23 protein-coding genes are annotated in these 16,478 nt (G+C 52.4%); 13 read left to right on the top strand and 10 right to left on the bottom strand.

Annotated features, from left to right (window positions below; all coding sequences use genetic code 11):
- Positions 1–13 precede the first annotated feature (13 nt).
- From M4I31_RS02735 to rplU, 3 genes are all read right to left on the bottom strand, one after another.
- Positions 14–979, bottom strand: coding sequence for a DMT family transporter (locus tag M4I31_RS02735; RefSeq protein ID WP_006687874.1), 966 nt, complete (start codon positions 977–979; stop codon positions 14–16).
- A gap of 127 nt (positions 980–1,106) precedes the next feature.
- A complete protein-coding gene (gene rpmA / locus M4I31_RS02730; protein ID WP_003025030.1) occupies positions 1,107–1,364 on the bottom strand; it encodes a 50S ribosomal protein L27 in 258 nt (85 codons plus the stop codon).
- Between the two features lie 19 nt (positions 1,365–1,383).
- Positions 1,384–1,695, bottom strand: coding sequence for a 50S ribosomal protein L21 (gene rplU / locus M4I31_RS02725; RefSeq protein ID WP_010436026.1), 312 nt, complete (start codon positions 1,693–1,695; stop codon positions 1,384–1,386).
- Between the two features lie 258 nt (positions 1,696–1,953).
- Here rplU and ispB point away from each other — a divergent pair, with 258 nt between their 5' ends.
- Positions 1,954–2,925 (top strand): octaprenyl diphosphate synthase, encoded by a 972-nt coding sequence (gene ispB, locus M4I31_RS02720; protein ID WP_003025033.1) that lies wholly within the window; start codon positions 1,954–1,956, stop codon positions 2,923–2,925.
- 224 nt (positions 2,926–3,149) lie between these two features.
- Positions 3,150–3,434 carry a DNA-binding transcriptional regulator SfsB gene (gene sfsB / locus M4I31_RS02715; protein WP_038634246.1) on the top strand — a complete coding sequence of 95 codons (285 nt, stop codon included), beginning with the start codon at positions 3,150–3,152 and terminating at the stop codon, positions 3,432–3,434.
- 56 nt (positions 3,435–3,490) lie between these two features.
- On the opposite strand, the gene murA is transcribed toward sfsB, so the two are convergent.
- The 7 genes from murA to mlaF all read right to left on the bottom strand — a co-directional run bounded on the left by murA (position 3,491) and on the right by mlaF (position 8,339).
- Positions 3,491–4,750 carry a UDP-N-acetylglucosamine 1-carboxyvinyltransferase gene (gene murA, locus M4I31_RS02710; protein ID WP_047026390.1) on the bottom strand — a complete coding sequence of 420 codons (1,260 nt, stop codon included), beginning with the start codon at positions 4,748–4,750 and terminating at the stop codon, positions 3,491–3,493.
- A 53-nt stretch (positions 4,751–4,803) separates the two neighbouring features.
- Positions 4,804–5,058 carry a BolA family iron metabolism protein IbaG gene (gene ibaG, locus M4I31_RS02705; RefSeq protein ID WP_032940719.1) on the bottom strand — a complete coding sequence of 85 codons (255 nt, stop codon included), beginning with the start codon at positions 5,056–5,058 and terminating at the stop codon, positions 4,804–4,806.
- Between the two features lie 169 nt (positions 5,059–5,227).
- Positions 5,228–5,521, bottom strand: a complete 294-nt coding sequence (mlaB, locus tag M4I31_RS02700) for a lipid asymmetry maintenance protein MlaB (RefSeq protein ID WP_038634251.1) — start codon at positions 5,519–5,521, stop codon at positions 5,228–5,230.
- Positions 5,521–6,156, bottom strand: a complete 636-nt coding sequence (gene mlaC, locus M4I31_RS02695) for a phospholipid-binding protein MlaC (RefSeq protein WP_038634253.1) — start codon at positions 6,154–6,156, stop codon at positions 5,521–5,523. The genes mlaB and mlaC overlap by 1 nt, the downstream gene beginning before the upstream one ends.
- A gap of 18 nt (positions 6,157–6,174) precedes the next feature.
- Positions 6,175–6,732 carry an outer membrane lipid asymmetry maintenance protein MlaD gene (gene mlaD / locus M4I31_RS02690; protein WP_038642894.1) on the bottom strand — a complete coding sequence of 186 codons (558 nt, stop codon included), beginning with the start codon at positions 6,730–6,732 and terminating at the stop codon, positions 6,175–6,177.
- Between the two features lie 4 nt (positions 6,733–6,736).
- Entirely contained in the window at positions 6,737–7,519 is a 783-nt protein-coding gene (mlaE, locus tag M4I31_RS02685) for a lipid asymmetry maintenance ABC transporter permease subunit MlaE (RefSeq protein ID WP_085048643.1), read from the bottom strand.
- 7 nt (positions 7,520–7,526) lie between these two features.
- Complete coding sequence (mlaF, locus tag M4I31_RS02680) at positions 7,527–8,339, bottom strand: phospholipid ABC transporter ATP-binding protein MlaF (protein ID WP_038634255.1); 813 nt, start codon at positions 8,337–8,339, stop codon at positions 7,527–7,529.
- A 215-nt stretch (positions 8,340–8,554) separates the two neighbouring features.
- On the opposite strand from mlaF, the gene M4I31_RS02675 reads away from it, so the two are divergent.
- From M4I31_RS02675 to npr, 11 genes are all read left to right on the top strand, one after another.
- Positions 8,555–9,532 carry a calcium/sodium antiporter gene (locus M4I31_RS02675; protein WP_038634258.1) on the top strand — a complete coding sequence of 326 codons (978 nt, stop codon included), beginning with the start codon at positions 8,555–8,557 and terminating at the stop codon, positions 9,530–9,532.
- Positions 9,533–9,545: 13 nt separating this feature from the next.
- On the top strand, positions 9,546–10,532 hold the full coding sequence (kdsD, locus tag M4I31_RS02670; RefSeq protein WP_085048642.1) for an arabinose-5-phosphate isomerase KdsD: 987 nt from the start codon (positions 9,546–9,548) through the stop codon (positions 10,530–10,532).
- Positions 10,533–10,552: 20 nt separating this feature from the next.
- Positions 10,553–11,119, top strand: a complete 567-nt coding sequence (gene kdsC / locus M4I31_RS02665; RefSeq protein ID WP_085048641.1) for a 3-deoxy-manno-octulosonate-8-phosphatase KdsC — start codon at positions 10,553–10,555, stop codon at positions 11,117–11,119.
- Positions 11,116–11,691, top strand: a complete 576-nt coding sequence (gene lptC / locus M4I31_RS02660) for an LPS export ABC transporter periplasmic protein LptC (RefSeq protein ID WP_085048640.1) — start codon at positions 11,116–11,118, stop codon at positions 11,689–11,691. The genes kdsC and lptC overlap by 4 nt, the downstream gene beginning before the upstream one ends.
- The gene (gene lptA, locus M4I31_RS02655; protein WP_038634270.1) at positions 11,660–12,208 is read left to right on the top strand and encodes a lipopolysaccharide ABC transporter substrate-binding protein LptA; all 549 of its coding nucleotides are present in this window, start codon (positions 11,660–11,662) and stop codon (positions 12,206–12,208) included. The genes lptC and lptA overlap by 32 nt, the downstream gene beginning before the upstream one ends.
- A gap of 6 nt (positions 12,209–12,214) precedes the next feature.
- Entirely contained in the window at positions 12,215–12,940 is a 726-nt protein-coding gene (lptB, locus tag M4I31_RS02650; protein WP_003025073.1) for an LPS export ABC transporter ATP-binding protein, read from the top strand.
- 46 nt (positions 12,941–12,986) lie between these two features.
- On the top strand, positions 12,987–14,420 hold the full coding sequence (gene rpoN / locus M4I31_RS02645; protein WP_085048639.1) for an RNA polymerase factor sigma-54: 1,434 nt from the start codon (positions 12,987–12,989) through the stop codon (positions 14,418–14,420).
- Between the two features lie 22 nt (positions 14,421–14,442).
- Positions 14,443–14,730 carry a ribosome hibernation promoting factor gene (hpf, locus tag M4I31_RS02640; RefSeq protein ID WP_038634275.1) on the top strand — a complete coding sequence of 96 codons (288 nt, stop codon included), beginning with the start codon at positions 14,443–14,445 and terminating at the stop codon, positions 14,728–14,730.
- An 83-nt stretch (positions 14,731–14,813) separates the two neighbouring features.
- On the top strand, positions 14,814–15,305 hold the full coding sequence (gene ptsN, locus M4I31_RS02635) for a PTS IIA-like nitrogen regulatory protein PtsN (RefSeq protein ID WP_038634278.1): 492 nt from the start codon (positions 14,814–14,816) through the stop codon (positions 15,303–15,305).
- Positions 15,306–15,350: 45 nt separating this feature from the next.
- Positions 15,351–16,205, top strand: coding sequence for an RNase adapter RapZ (gene rapZ / locus M4I31_RS02630; protein ID WP_003025085.1), 855 nt, complete (start codon positions 15,351–15,353; stop codon positions 16,203–16,205).
- Positions 16,202–16,474, top strand: coding sequence for a PTS phosphocarrier protein NPr (gene npr, locus M4I31_RS02625; RefSeq protein ID WP_003025086.1), 273 nt, complete (start codon positions 16,202–16,204; stop codon positions 16,472–16,474). Before rapZ ends, npr begins: the two co-directional genes overlap by 4 nt.
- The last annotated feature ends 4 nt before the right edge of the window (positions 16,475–16,478 follow it).

Raw genomic sequence — 16,478 nt, 5'->3', positions numbered from 1 at the left:
TACTCTCCGTAAATCATTCGCCTGAGCGGGGTTGCGAAACCACCGTTTCATGCTTACGTAAACCGCCCCAAATTCGATGACCAATGGCGGAATACATCGCGCCCGCAACCACGATAAACGCACCGAGATAACCTAAAAGGTTTAGCATCGGTCTGGCGAAGAAATCGGGCCAGGCCAGTGATAATAAATCTGAAAATAACAACGTAAACAGCGGGGTAAGCGTAATAATGGCGCTTACCTGCGCCGCCTGCCAGCGCGCCATCGCTTCCGCGAGAGCGCCGTATCCTACCAGCGTATTCAGGCCGCAGAATACCAGGCAGGCCAGCTGCCAGTCGCTGAGCTGCGTGATGACACCGGGTTTAGCCAGCGGCAACAACGCAATCGTACATAAAGTGTACAGTAAAAACAGGATCTGCGGTGACGCCAGACGGCGCAATAACACCTTTTGCGCGACCCCATAGCTCACCCAGACCATCGCCGCACCGACACCAAAGATAACGCCCCAGGTGTAATCGGTGAGTCGGGTAAAAATTTCGATCAGACTGGTATTAAAAAACAGAACCAGGCCGCTCAGAAGCATAATGGCGCCAATCACCTGCGTGCCGCGCATCTTTTCTTTCAGGATAAAGACGCTGGCGATCATCATACCAACGGGTGACAGCTGACCGATAACCTGCGAGGCCGTTGGGCTCAAGTACTGCAAAGATGAACTAAACAGAATGAAGTTACCGAACAGCCCACCGGTGGCTATTGCCAACAGCACCAACCAACGCGCTTTGCGAAAAATGCGCAATGGGGGGAGCTTTTTTTTAACCGCAAGGATAGCGCCAAGGCCAATACTTGCCATTAAAAAACGGTAGAACACCACGGTAGGAGGCTCCATCACCTCCAGCACTTGCTTCATTGCTATTGGCAAAGCGCCCCAACATATTGCAGTCGTGAGTGCTAACAGAATACCAATGCCTGCCTGCTGCTTCATGCCGTATTCCCTGCAAGGGCTCGTTTCCGGTTTATCACGGCGCGACGAGCATATTTACCGGCCGTCGAATGTAAAAAGCCCCGCAACGTGTTGCGGGGCTTTTATCCGTTACCGGGACGCGAAAAACTTATTCAGCAACGATGCTGATGAATTTACGGTTTTTCGGGCCTTTCACTTCAAATTTCACTTTACCGTCTGCTTTAGCAAACAAAGTGTGGTCTTTGCCGCAACCAACGTTGGAGCCAGCGTGGAATTTAGTACCACGTTGACGAACGATGATGCTACCAGCCAGAACTGTTTCACCGCCGAAGCGTTTTACGCCCAGACGTTTAGCTTCTGAATCGCGACCGTTACGAGTCGAGCCGCCAGCCTTTTTATGTGCCATTTAATCTGCTCCCCTTAACTTAAGCGCTGATGCCAGTGATTTTCACATCAGTGAACCACTGACGATGGCCCTGCTGCTTACGGTAGTGTTTACGACGACGAAACTTAACGATTTTAACTTTCTCGCCACGACCATGAGCAACAACTTCAGCTTTGATAACGCCGCCATCAACGAAAGGAACGCCGATTTTGACTTCTTCACCGTTTGCGATCATCAGAACTTCAGCGAATTCAACAGATTCGCCAGTTGCGATGTCCAGCTTTTCCAGGCGAATGGTCTGACCTTCGCTTACTCGGTGTTGTTTACCACCACTTTGGAAAACCGCGTACATAAAAAACTCCGCTTCCACGCACACCTTTTTGATGATTCAGAGTGCGCTATAAATATTCACAATAGGGCGCGAATATTACGCAAAACGCGAGCCTTTGACAAGTGCTACCGTCAATACATGAAGAAAAAAAACACAACACGTACGGTAACGTTTATCTACGGCGTTTTTTCAGTACAATCAGCATATATTTATAAACCTGAACCCGACGTTACCTTGCCATACGGTGAGGTAATCGGGGCGAGAAGCCCGGCTTTTGCGATGAATTTAGAAAAAATCAATGAGTTAACCGCGCAAGATATGGCGGGGGTCAATGCGACAATCCTTGAACAGCTCAATTCCGACGTCCAGTTGATCAATCAGTTAGGGTACTACATCGTGAGCGGCGGCGGAAAACGCATTCGCCCAATGATCGCAGTACTTGCAGCACGTGCTGTTGGTTACCAGGAAAATGCGCACGTTACGATTGCAGCCCTCATCGAGTTTATCCACACTGCGACCCTCCTGCATGACGATGTTGTGGATGAGTCCGACATGCGCCGCGGGAAAGCCACAGCGAATGCGGCGTTTGGTAATGCGGCCAGCGTGCTGGTCGGCGATTTTATCTATACCCGCGCATTTCAGATGATGACCAGCCTCGGCTCACTGAAAGTACTGGAAGTCATGTCAAAAGCGGTTAACGTCATCGCAGAAGGTGAAGTTCTGCAGTTGATGAACGTCAACGACCCGGACATCACCGAAGAAAACTATATGCGCGTCATCTACAGCAAGACTGCGCGTTTGTTTGAAGCCGCAGCCCAATGCTCAGGTATTCTGGCTGGCTGCAGCGAAGAACAAGAGAAAGGGTTGCAGGATTATGGCCGTTATCTTGGTACTGCGTTCCAGTTAATTGACGATTTACTGGATTACAGCGCAGATGGCGAGCAGTTGGGTAAAAACGTCGGTGATGACCTGAACGAAGGTAAGCCGACGCTACCGCTGCTGCATGCCATGCGCCACGGCACCCCGGAGCAGGCGCAGATGATCCGCCAGGCCATTGAACAAGGTAACGGTCGTCACCTTCTGGAGCCGGTTCTGGAAGCGATGAACGCCTGTGGCTCTCTGGAGTGGACCCGACAGCGTGCGGAAGAAGAGGCCGATAAAGCCATCGCCGCGTTGCAGGTGCTGCCTGATACGCCATGGCGAGAAGCGCTGATTGGTCTGGCGCATATCGCCGTACAGCGCGACCGCTAATTACCTTCCCCCCAGCCACTCATCATCCCGTGCCTCGCACGGGATGCTCTTATAAATTCCAATAAGCCCTTTCATCTTTCCGGATTATCACGCCAGACATTGGCATAATCTGAATATACTCACGCCTTACATGAACATTTTAGAACATTTGTTCTCGGAGCGTTATAGTGTCGCCACAACCGATCGTGAAACCGTAAGTCATTAACCAAAGGAGAGATGAATTTATGGAAAGCAAGCTGATTGACTGGCATACGGCCGACATCATCGCCGGACTGCGCAAAAAAGGCACCTCAATGGCCGCTGAGTCACGTAAAAATGGCTTGAGTTCATCAACGCTGGCGAACGCGTTAACGCGGCCATGGCCGAAAGGAGAGTTGATTATTGCCCGGGCGCTGGGAACCGACCCTTGGGTGATCTGGCCGTCGCGCTACCACGATGCAAAAACGCATGAATTCATCGACAGAACACGGATGATGAGGGGACCGAGAGGGAAAAAGAATCCTGAATGAACATTAAGCAGTAACCCCCGGCCCAAAGACCAGGGGGTTACCAGAGGCGTTGACGATTACTCGCCTTTCACGCGCTCAATGTTTGCGCCCAGCGCACGCAGTTTATCTTCGATGCGCTCATAGCCGCGATCGATGTGATAAATACGGTCAACCACCGTCGTACCTTCAGCAATACAACCCGCCAACACCAGGCTTGCTGACGCACGCAGATCGGTCGCCATCACTTGCGCGCCGGAGAGCGTTTCCACACCGTGGCAAATCACAGTGTTGCTTTCGATTTCCGCGTGAGCGCCCATACGGCTCAGCTCAGGCACGTGCATGAAGCGGTTTTCAAACACGGTTTCCGTGATGAAGCCTGTTCCTTCTGCCACCAGATTCAGCAGCGTGAACTGGGCCTGCATATCAGTCGGGAACGCCGGGTGCGGCGCAGTGCGTACATTGACCGCCTTCGGACGCTTGCCGTGCATGTCGAGGCTTATCCAGTCGTCGCCGACTTCGATATCCGCCCCCGCATCACGCAGCTTCGCCAGGACGGCATCCAGCGTGTCAGGTTGCGCATTGCGGCAGATAATTTTGCCGCGAGAAATCGCTGCTGCAACCAGGAAAGTGCCGGTTTCAATACGGTCTGGCAGAACGCGATAAACACCACCGCCGAGACGTTCAACACCTTCGATGGTAATGCGATCGGTACCCTGGCCGCTGATCTTCGCACCCAGCGCAATCAGGAAATTAGCGGTATCGACGATCTCCGGCTCGCGTGCGGCGTTTTCAATGATGGTGGTGCCTTCAGCAAGTGTTGCCGCACACATAATAGTGACCGTCGCGCCGACGCTCACCTTATCCATAACGATATGCGCGCCTTTCAGACGGCCATCAACGGACGCCTTCACATAGCCTTCTTCCAGCTTGATCGTCGCGCCTAACTGCTCCAGACCGGTAATGTGCAGGTCAACCGGACGCGCGCCGATGGTGCAACCGCCCGGCAGTGAAACCTGCCCCTGGCCAAAGCGAGCAACCAACGGTCCGAGCGCCCAGATAGACGCACGCATGGTTTTCACCAGATCATACGGTGCACAGAAGACGTTAACGTCACGCGCATCAATGTGCACGGAACCATTACGCTCAACTTTCGCACCCAACTGGCTCAGTAGCTTCATGGAAGTGTCAACGTCCTTCAGTTTCGGGACGTTTTGGATCTCTACAGGTTCTTCCGCCAGCAGCGCCGCAAACAGGATCGGCAGTGCGGCGTTTTTAGCGCCTGAAATTGTGACTTCGCCCTGGAGCTTCGTTGGCCCCTGAACACGAAATTTATCCATTATTCTGTTCTCTGTTAAGAATTTATCTTCGCTACCGGCACATCACCCGTAGCTCAAAAACCATTAAGTTTGCGATCGCGCGCCCATTCCGCTGGGGTAAACGCTTTAATCGACAAAGCATGAATGCGGTTGTCCGCAATGTACTCCATCAACGGGCCATAGACTGATTGCTGCTTCTTGACCCGGCTCATGCCTTCAAACATCTCACCCACGGCAATAACCTGAAAGTGACTGCCGTCGCCAGAAACGTGGACTTCCTGGAGGGAGAGCGCATTCATCAGCACGCTCTGAATTTCATTATTTTCCATGGGCTCTTCATTCGTCAGATAGTGAAAACAGCCCAACATCTTAGAGCAAAGTGGCGCTGTCATAAATAAGCAAAAAGCCTCGCTGATAAATCAGACAAGGCTTTGATGGCAGATCCCTTATGATGGGGATGCTGGATGAAGGCACAAGGCCTTATCCAGCCTGAAAAAATTAACGCGGAAGGACATCGTCAGGCAGATTGTAAAGCTGCGCCAGCGTGTAAACTTTATCGTTAACACCAGCGAGCGAAACGCTGTTCCCCTGCTGCTTGCCCTGATCAATCAAGTGCAGCAGTAACGCCAGACCACCGGTATCCACCCGGGAAACCTGGTTCAGGTCGATGCAGGTTACCCCTTGCATCGCCTCAACTCGCGCATCCCATAATGGATTTAACACGTCTTGATCCAGCTCTCCCGCCAGCACCAGCTTGTCACCTTCACGCTTCCAGGTGAGTGACTGGGTCATTATTTTTTCTCTTCCAGGGTAATTTTCTGCTGAGAAATAGATTTCAGTTGTGCTGTCAGGCCATCGATACCTTTGGTACGCAGCAGGTCGCTCCACTCATTCTGTTTGGTGGTGATCATGCTGACGCCTTCGGCGATCATGTCATACGCCTGCCAGTTACCGGTTTGCGAGTTTTTACGCCACTGGAAATCCAGACGAACCGGAGGGCGGCCATTCGGATCGATAATGGTCACGCGGATAGGCACGATGGTCGCATCACCCAGCGGCTGCTCAGGGGCAATCTGATAGGTCTGACCGTGATACATTGCCAGCGCCTGACCGTAAGCCTGCTTCAGGTATTCACGAAAGGCGGCGAAATAGGCGTCACGTTGTGCCGGGGTCGCTTCTTTGTAGTAGCGGCCCAGGACCAGCGCACCAGCATATTTAACCTGTACGTATGGCAACAATTCCTGATCGACAACATCGCGCAGGTAATCCGGGTTTGCGCGGATTTTAGGTTGCTCGTTCTTCAGGCGGTCAAAGGTCTTCTGCGCCGCCTCATTCATCAACTTGTACGGGTTAGTCTGATCCGCCGCGGTTGCCGCGCTAAGGGGGGCAATGATCAGCATAGCCACCATCATCAATCGTTTAAACATACGTCGATTCTCCTGAGATTATTTCGTTGCGCCCGCAGGCGTAGTGGCTTCATTATTGCCTTCAGTTGCGGCTGGCGCATCGCCAGAATTCTTATTGTCATCACCTTTACTGTTGCTGTTGTAAAGGAACTGACCAATCATGTCTTCCAGCACCATTGCGGATTTCGTGTCCTGAATCGTACCGCCATCTTTGAGGATAGACGTTCCCAGCTCAGGATCTTCAAAACCGACGTTCAATGCCAGATACTGCTCTCCCAGCAGGCCGGAAGTACGGATGCTCAGGGAGCTGGTGTCAGGAATATGGTTAAAACGCGATTCGATTTCCAGGGTCACGCGCGGCAGGTACGTTTTCGGATCCAGCGAGATATCCGATACGCGTCCAACCACCACCCCGCCAATCCGCACCGGAGAGCGTTCTTTCAGGCCGCCAATATTATCAAAAGTCGCATAAATCGTGTAAGTCGGCTCAGTACGCATTGAGGTAACATTCGCTGCCTTCAGGCAGACAAACAGCGCAGCCAGCAGCGCAATCAGCAGAAATAACCCGACCCAAATTTCATTTTTTTTCGTTTGCATGAACTCAATTCCCAAACATCAGTGCGGTGAGCACAAAATCCAGCCCCAGAACGGCGAGAGAGGCGTGCACAACGGTGCGTGTCGTTGCCCGGCTAATGCCGGCTGAGGTCGGGATCGCATCATAACCATTGAACAATGCAATCCAGGTGACCGTTATGGCGAACACCACGCTCTTAATCAGACAGTTGACCAGATCCAGACGCCAGTCGACGGCATTTTGCATCGCCGACCAGAAAAAGCCTGCATCAATACCTTTCCAGCTAACGCCAACCAGCGAACCGCCCCAGATCCCCACCGCGACAAAAATAACCGTCAACAGCGGCAATGAAATGACACCGGCCCAAAAACGCGGAGAGATCACCCGACGCAGCGGATCGACGGCCATCATTTCCAGACTGGAGAGTTGCTCGGTCGCCCGCATCAGGCCAATCTCTGCGGTTAAGGCCGATCCGGCGCGCCCGGCAAACAGTAGCGCCGCAACAACCGGCCCCAGCTCACGTAACAATGACAGCGCCACCAGCATGCCAAGGCTGGTTTCCGCACTGTAGGTCGTCAGAACCAGGTATCCCTGCAACCCCAGCACCATACCGATGAACACACCAGAAACAATAATGATCAGCATCGATAAGACACCGACATTATAGAGCTGGCGTATCAGCAGTGGCGCATGTTTGCGAAACTCCGGCTTGCCGACAACCGCATTGAACAACATTAATCCGGCTCGCCCGAACGTCCTGAGGGTTTTAATCCCTCGATGTCCGAGTGATGCCAGCGCATTTAACAACATGGGTGGCTTAACTCCCTGTTTTGAGTAAATCGATGTGGTAGTCGCCCGCCGGATAACGGAACGGAACCGGCCCATCAGCAATACCGTCAAGGAACTGACGTACGCGCGGGTCGGCGTTTTCTTGCAGAGCCTGAGCACTACCGTAGGCCACTATTTTTTTGTCCGCCATAATATAGGCGTAATCTGCAATACTCAGCACCTCAGGCACATCATGGGACACCACCACGCAGGTGACGCCCAGCGCACTGTTCAATTCCGAAATCAGTTTCACCAGCACCCCCATGGTAATGGGATCCTGGCCGACGAACGGTTCGTCAAACATAATGAGGTCAGGCTCCAGCGCGATGGCGCGTGCTAACGCGGCACGCCGTGCCATCCCACCGGATAATTCAGAAGGCATTAACTTTGCCGCGCCCCGCAGACCAACGGCTTCAAGCTTCATCATCACCGTGCTTTTCAGCAACGCTGCAGGCAACGTCGTATGCTCGCGTAGCGGATACGCGACGTTGTCAAACACGTTCATGTCGGTAAACAGCGCGCCGGACTGAAACAACATACTCATGCGTTTACGCACGGTAAATAAACGCGAACGGGACATGGCCGGAACGTTCTCGCCGTCGAACAGGATCTCGCCCTTATCCGGGGGTATCTGTCCGCCAATCAGACGCAATAGCGTCGTTTTGCCGATGCCTGATGGCCCCATGATCGCCGTCACCTTACCACGCGGCACCGTCAGGGAAATATTATCAAAGATGCAGCGATCGCCTCGGGAAAAGCTGACATCGCGCATATCGACTAGATTCGCCACAGACTGACCCATTGATTCATCCTTTACTATTGCCTCGTTGATCGAAGAGTTTGGCGCTCAATTTAGCCCTGAACCCAACATATTTACAGATTATTGCCTGTCCTGGTTAGCGAAAGCTGGCATTTGTTTTACTTTTTAGCCGCATAAAGTCAAAATTAAGACTTCGTTACGGCTTCCAGAAGATCCTTCAAGTGGACCGGCGAGTATACCTGAAGAAAGGACTTTAGATGCTTTTAGCGACGGCGCTGTTAATAATTGGTTTACTTCTGGTGGTCTACGGTGCCGACCGTCTGGTATTTGCCGCATCCATTTTATGTCGAAATTTCGGTATCCCCCCCATTATTATTGGGATGACCGTTGTCAGCGTAGGGACGTCGTTACCCGAGATCATTGTCTCTGTGGCGGCATCAATAAATGGGCAACTCGATCTGGCCGTGGGTACCGCTATCGGCTCTAACATTACCAACATTCTGCTTATTTTAGGTCTGTCGGCGCTGATTCATCCTTTTACCGTGCATTCTGATGTTCTGCGCCGTGAATTACCGCTAATGTTGCTGGTGAGTATTTTAGCCGCATCCGTGTTGTATGACGGCCAGTTGAGTCGTAGTGACGGTTTCTTTCTCCTGCTTCTGGCCGTGCTATGGCTGCTATTCATTGTTAAAATCGCCCGTCTGGCTGAGCGACAAGGCAATGACACGCTGACCCGAGAGCAGATAGCGGAACTTCCACGCGAAGGCGGATTGCCGGTCGCATTTTTGTGGTTGGGCATTGCGTTGATTATTATGCCAATGGCAACACGGATGGTGGTGGATAACGCCACCGTACTGGCGAACTATTTCGCCATGAGCGAACTCACCATCGGGCTGACGGTAGTCGCTATTGGTACCAGTTTGCCAGAGCTGGCAACGGCCATTGCGGGTCTGCGTAAAGGCGAAAACGATATTGCCGTTGGCAACATCATCGGCGCGAACATTTTTAATATTGTTATCGTCCTCGGGTTACCGGCGCTAATTACGCCGGGTGAAGTCAATCCGATGGCCTTCACCCGTGACTATAGCGTCATGCTGCTGGTGAGCGTGATTTTTGCACTACTCTGCTGGCGACGTCCGCGCCAGATTGGTCGCGGCGCGGGTGCGCTGCTGACCGGCGGTTTTATCATATGGCTGGCGATGCTGTATTGGTTATCGCCACTTCTCGTTGGATAACTGGAAACGCATTATGTCGCACTTAGAGTTGCAACCGGGTTTTGACTTTCAGCAAGCAGGCAAGGAAGTCCTGGCAATTGAACGTGAAGGCCTGGCGGAGCTTGATCAGTACATTAATCAAAACTTTACCCTCGCCTGTGAAAAAATATTCAGTTGCCCGGGCAAAGTCGTGGTGATGGGGATGGGGAAATCCGGACATATTGGGCGGAAGATGGCGGCCACTTTTGCCAGCACCGGCACCCCCTCATTTTTCGTGCACCCGGGCGAAGCCGCGCATGGTGATTTAGGCATGGTCTCGCCGCAGGATGTGGTGATCGCCATCTCTAACTCCGGCGAATCCAATGAGATAGCGGCGTTAATCCCGGTATTAAAACGTCTTCATGTCCCGCTTATCTGCATCACCGGCCGTCCGGAAAGCAGCATGGCGCGTGCGGCAGATGTGCATCTGTGTGTTAAAGTGCCCAAGGAAGCTTGCCCGTTAGGCCTGGCGCCGACCAGCAGCACCACCGCAACGCTGGTGATGGGCGATGCCCTTGCCGTGGCGTTATTAAAAGCACGCGGCTTCACCGCGGAAGATTTTGCGTTATCGCATCCGGGTGGCGCACTGGGCCGTAAGCTTTTGCTGCGTGTTAACGATATTATGCATACGGGTGATGAGATTCCGCATGTTAATAAAAGCGCCAGCCTGCGTGACGCCTTACTTGAGATCACACGTAAAAATCTCGGCATGACCGTCATTTGCGATGATGCAATGAAGATTGACGGTATTTTCACGGATGGCGATTTACGTCGCGTCTTTGATATGGGCGTAGATGTACGCCAGTTAGGCATTGCCGATGTGATGACCCCTGGAGGCATTCGCGTGCGTCCGGGCATTCTTGCCGTTGATGCCCTGAACTTAATGCAGTCCCGCCATATCACTTCGGTAATGGTTGCTGATGGCGACCAGTTACTCGGTGTGTTACATATGCATGATCTGCTGCGTGCAGGTGTAGTGTAAGAAACTCAAGGATAAAGAAAATGAGTAAAGCAGGTGCGTCGCTTGCGACCTGTTATGGACCCGTCAACGCTGACGTTATCACCCGGGCTGAGAACATCCGTTTGCTGATCCTGGATGTGGATGGCGTATTGTCTGATGGTCTGATTTATATGGGCAACAACGGTGAAGAGCTGAAGGCTTTTAACGTCCGCGATGGCTACGGAATTCGCTGTGCGCTCACTTCCGGTATTGAGGTTGCTATTATTACCGGACGAAAGGCTAAACTTGTAGAAGATCGCTGTGCCACATTGGGGATCACGCATCTGTATCAGGGGCAGTCAGACAAACTGATCGCCTTTGACGATCTGCTTGGAAAACTGGCGATCGCGCCGGAAAATGTGGCCTATGTTGGCGATGACCTGATCGACTGGCCAGTGATGGCAAAAGTGGGATTAAGCATAGCGGTGGCGGATGCCCATCCATTGCTGATTCCACGCGCCGACTACGTCACCCGTATCGATGGGGGACGCGGCGCTGTACGTGAAGTCTGCGATTTATTACTCCTGGCGCAGGGCAAACTGGACGAGGCCAAAGGGCAATCGATATGAGCAAAACCAGACGTTGGGTTATCATTCTACTGTCGCTGGCTGTCCTTGTGATGATTGGTATTAACCTGGCAGACAAAGACGAGGCCACTCAGGTCTCCGTCAATAACAACGAGCCAACCTATAAAAGCGAACATACCGATACCGTCGTGTATAGTCCGGAAGGCGCGCTGAGCTATCACTTGATCGCCCAACACGTTGAATATTATTCGGAGCAAGCGGTTTCGTGGTTTACTCAACCGGTATTAACCACGTTTGATAAAGATAAAGTACCGACCTGGTCAATCAAAGCCGATAAAGCCAAATTGACCAACGATCGAATGCTGTATCTGTACGGCCATGTTGAAGTTAACGCCCTGGTGCCTGACTCTCAACTACGCAGAATTACGACCGATAACGCACAGATTAACCTGGTGACTCAAGACGTCACTTCTGATGATCTTGTCACGTTATATGGCACAACATTTAACTCCAGCGGACTGAAGATGCGCGGCAACTTACGCAACAAGAACGCCGAGCTGATTGAAAAGGTTAGAACCTCATATGAAATCCAAAATAAACAAACTCAGCCTTAATCTTGTGCTTGCCAGTTCACTTCTGGCCGCCAGCATTCCGGCATTTGCCGTCACCGGCGATACCGAGCAGCCGATTCATATCGAGTCGGACCAGCAGTCCCTGGATATGCAGGGCAACGTGGTGACGTTTACTGGTAACGTGATTGTGACTCAGGGCACCATCAAAATTAATGCCGATAAAGTCGTTGTGACCCGCCCGGGCGGTGAAGACGGTAAAGAAGTGATTGATGGTTACGGTGAGCCCGCCACCTTTTACCAGATGCAGGACAACGGTAAGCCAGTGAAAGGCCGCGCCTCACACATGCACTATGAACTGGCGAAAGACTTCGTCGTACTCACCGGTAAGGCTTACCTGGAACAGCTCGATAGCAACATCACGGGTGATAAGATCACCTATCTGGTAAAAGAGCAGAAAATGCAGGCCTTCAGCGATAAAGGCAAACGCGTCACCACCGTTCTGGTTCCGTCGCAGTTGCAGGACAAAAACAAGGCTCCGGCAGAGAAAAAAGGTAACTGATTCGTTATGGCAACATTAACTGCAAAGAACCTTGCAAAGGCCTATAAGGGTCGCCGTGTGGTGGAAGATGTCAGTCTGACCGTCAACTCCGGGGAGATCGTCGGTCTGCTTGGTCCTAACGGTGCGGGCAAGACAACGACATTTTACATGGTGGTCGGCATTGTCCCGCGCGATGCGGGCAACATTATCATTGATGACGAAGATATCAGTCTGCTGCCACTGCATGCGCGCGCGCGTCGCGGCATCGGCTACCTACCGCAGGAAGCGTCTATTTTCCGTCGCCTGAGCGTGTTTGATAACCTGATGGCGGTACTGCAAATTCGTGACGATCTCACCAGTGAGCAGCGGGAAGATCGCGCCAATGAGCTAATGGAAGAATTCCATATCGAACATCTGCGTGACAGCATGGGCCAATCGCTCTCCGGTGGTGAACGACGCCGTGTGGAAATCGCCCGCGCGCTGGCCGCGAATCCGAAATTTATCCTGCTTGATGAACCGTTTGCCGGTGTTGACCCGATTTCCGTTATCGATATCAAACGGATCATCGAACACCTGCGCGACAGCGGGCTTGGGGTGTTGATTACCGACCATAACGTCCGCGAAACGCTGGCAGTTTGTGAGCGCGCCTATATCGTGAGCCAGGGACACCTGATCGCCCACGGCACGCCGACAGAAATACTGCAGGATGAGCACGTTAAGCGCGTATACCTTGGGGAAGACTTCAGACTCTGATAGGGTAGAAGACTTCACGTCACCGCAGGAGAAAACAACTCTGAACATGAAGCAAGGTTTGCAACTCAGGCTTAGCCAACAACTGGCGATGACGCCTCAGCTACAACAGGCGATCCGTCTGTTGCAGTTGTCCACGCTGGAACTTCAGCAAGAACTTCAGCAAGCGCTGGAAAGTAACCCACTGCTCGAGCAAACCGATCTTCACGACGAAATTGATACCCAGGAAAAACAGGACAGCGAATCCCTCGATACCGCAGATGCGCTCGAACAAAAAGAGATGCCAGAGGAATTGCCGCTTGACGCCAGTTGGGATGAAATCTACACCGCCGGTACGCCTTCAGGCACCAGCGGAGATTACATTGACGACGAACTGCCTGTTTATCAGGGGGAGACCACGCAATCGCTGCAGGATTACCTGATGTGGCAAGTGGAGCTGACCCCGTTCTCGGATACCGATCGCGCCATTGCGACATCGATTGTTGATGCGGTTGACGAAACCGGTTATCTCACCGTGTCCCTGGACGATATTCTCGAAAGCATGGGCGATGATGACGTCGGTATGGATGAAATCGAAGCCGTGCTTAAACGCGTTCAGCGCTTTGATCCCGTTGGCGTGGCAGCCAAAGATCTGCGTGACTGCTTACTGATCCAACTTTCGCAATTTGATAAGTCCACACCATGGCTGGAAGAAGCGCGCCTGATCATCAGCGATCACCTCGATCTGTTAGCCAACCATGACTTTCGCTCGCTGATGCGCGTAACCCGACTGAAAGAAGACGTGCTGAAAGAAGCCGTCAACCTCATCCAGTCGCTCGATCCCCGCCCAGGACAGTCGATCCAAACCGGCGAGCCGGAATACGTCATCCCGGATGTGCTGGTGCGTAAGCATAACGATCGTTGGGTGGTCGAACTCAACGGCGACAGCATTCCACGCTTGCAGATTAACCAGCACTACGCCGCGATGTGCAATAGCGCGCGCAACGATGCCGACAGCCAGTTTATTCGTAGCAATTTGCAGGATGCGAAGTGGCTGATTAAAAGTCTGGAAAGCCGCAATGATACGCTGCTGCGCGTCAGTCGCTGTATCGTTGAACAGCAGCAGGCCTTCTTTGAGCAAGGCGAAGAATTTATGAAACCGATGGTGCTGGCGGATATCGCCCAAGCCGTCGAGATGCACGAATCGACCATTTCCCGAGTGACCACGCAAAAGTATTTGCACAGTCCGCGCGGCATATTTGAACTGAAGTATTTCTTTTCCAGTCACGTTAACACTGAAGGCGGGGGCGAAGCCTCATCCACAGCGATCCGCGCACTGGTGAAGAAATTAATTGCTGCGGAGAACCCCGCGAAACCGCTGAGTGATAGCAAGTTAACCTCTATGCTGTCGGATCAGGGTATCATGGTGGCGCGCCGCACCGTTGCGAAGTACCGAGAGTCTTTATCCATTCCGCCGTCTAACCAGCGCAAACAACTGGTGTGACCCAACCGATAAGGAAGACACTATGCAGCTCAACATCACTGGAAACAACGTCGAAATCACGGAAGCTCTGCGCGAGTTTGTTAATACCAAATTCGCCAAGCTTGAACAATATTTCGACCGGATTAATCAGGTCTATATTGTGTTGAAAGTGGAGAAGGTTACACATATCTCGGATGCAACACTGCATGTAAACGGTGGTGAAATTCATGCCAGCGCGGAAGGTCAGGATATGTACGCCGCCATTGACGGTTTAATTGATAAACTGGCTCGGCAGTTAACAAAACATAAAGATAAACTGAAACAGCACTAACTTGTCCGGGCAGTTAGCGGGTGCAGGACGGCCTGTTGTGCAGCACAACGGGCCATTTGTACAGTTAGCGCTTAGGTGAAATTATGACAAATAACGATACGACTCTACAACTGAGCAATGTTCTTAACCAGGAATGTACGCGCGCGGCCGTTCACTGCCAAAGCAAGAAACGCGCACTGGAAATCATCAGTGAACTGGCGGCAAAACAGCTCAGCTTGCCCTCTCAGGTGGTATTTGAAGCCATTCTGACGCGTGAAAAAATGGGCAGTACCGGCATCGGTAATGGTATTGCCATCCCGCACGGCAAGCTGGAAGAAGACACGATGCGCGCGGTTGGCGTGTTTGTGCAACTCGAAACGCCCATCGCCTTCGACGCCATTGATAATCAGCCCGTCGATCTGCTTTTCGCCCTGCTGGTCCCGGCAGACCAAACCAAGACGCATTTGCATACATTATCGCTGGTCGCCAAACGTCTGGCAGATAAAGCCATCTGCCGTCGCCTGCGCGCCGCACAGAGTGACCAGGAGTTGTATCAAATCATCACGGACACCGAAGGTGGACAGGATGAAGCATAACAACCCAATGGCATCCTTTTTTGTCGTTGTGAGGAGAAACAGTACATGGTACTGATGATCGTCAGCGGTCGTTCAGGGTCAGGCAAATCCGTTGCCCTGCGTGCGCTGGAAGATATGGGTTTTTACTGCGTGGATAACCTTCCCGTAGTGCTGTTGCCCGACCTGGCTCGTACACTGGCCGATCGCCAGATTTCTGCGGCCGTCAGCATTGATGTGCGTAACATGCCGGAATCCCCGGAGATTTTCGAGCAGGCAATGAACAATCTGCCTGAAGGCTTCTCACCGCAGTTGCTGTTCCTTGATGCTGACCGTAACACGCTGATTCGCCGCTACAGCGACACGCGTCGTTTACACCCCCTCTCCAGCAAAAACTTGTCGCTGGAAAGCGCTATCGATAAAGAAAGCGATTTGTTGGAGCCGCTGCGTTCCCGCGCAGACCTGATTGTTGATACCTCCGAAATGTCCGTACACGAACTGGCGGAAATGCTGCGTACCCGACTGCTGGGCAAACGTGAACGTGAACTGACGATGGTATTCGAATCCTTTGGTTTCAAACACGGTATCCCGATTGACGCGGACTACGTCTTTGACGTGCGCTTCCTGCCCAACCCACACTGGGATCCGAAGCTGCGTCCGATGACCGGTCTTGACCGCCCTGTCGCCGCCTTCCTCGACAGGCACACAGAAGTACACAATTTTATCTACCAGACCCGCAGCTATCTTGAGCTATGGTTACCCATGCTGGAGACCAACAACCGCAGCTACCTCACTGTAGCCATCGGCTGTACCGGCGGGAAACACCGTTCGGTGTATATTGCAGAGCAGTTGGCAGACTACTTCCGCTCACGCGGTAAAAACGTGCAGTCACGCCATCGTACGCTGGAAAAACGTAAATCATGACCGTGAAGCAAACCGTTGAAATCACTAATAAGCTGGGCATGCATGCCCGGCCAGCAATGAAACTTTTTGAATTGATGCAGGGTTTCGAAGCAGAAGTTTTGCTGCGTAATGATGAAGGAACGGAAGCCGAGGCAAACAGCGTTATCGCGCTGCTGATGCTGGATTCTGCGAAGGGGCGGCAGATAGAAGTTGAAGCCACAGGCCCGCAGGAAGTTGAAGCTCTGGCCGCGGTGGTTGCCCTGTTTAATTCAGGGTTTGACGAAGATTAATCGA

Origin of the sequence: Citrobacter sp. XT1-2-2 (genome assembly GCF_023516235.1) — a bacterium.
GTDB lineage: Bacteria > Pseudomonadota > Gammaproteobacteria > Enterobacterales > Enterobacteriaceae > Citrobacter > Citrobacter werkmanii.
This window is presented reverse-complemented; position numbering and strand designations above follow the sequence as displayed.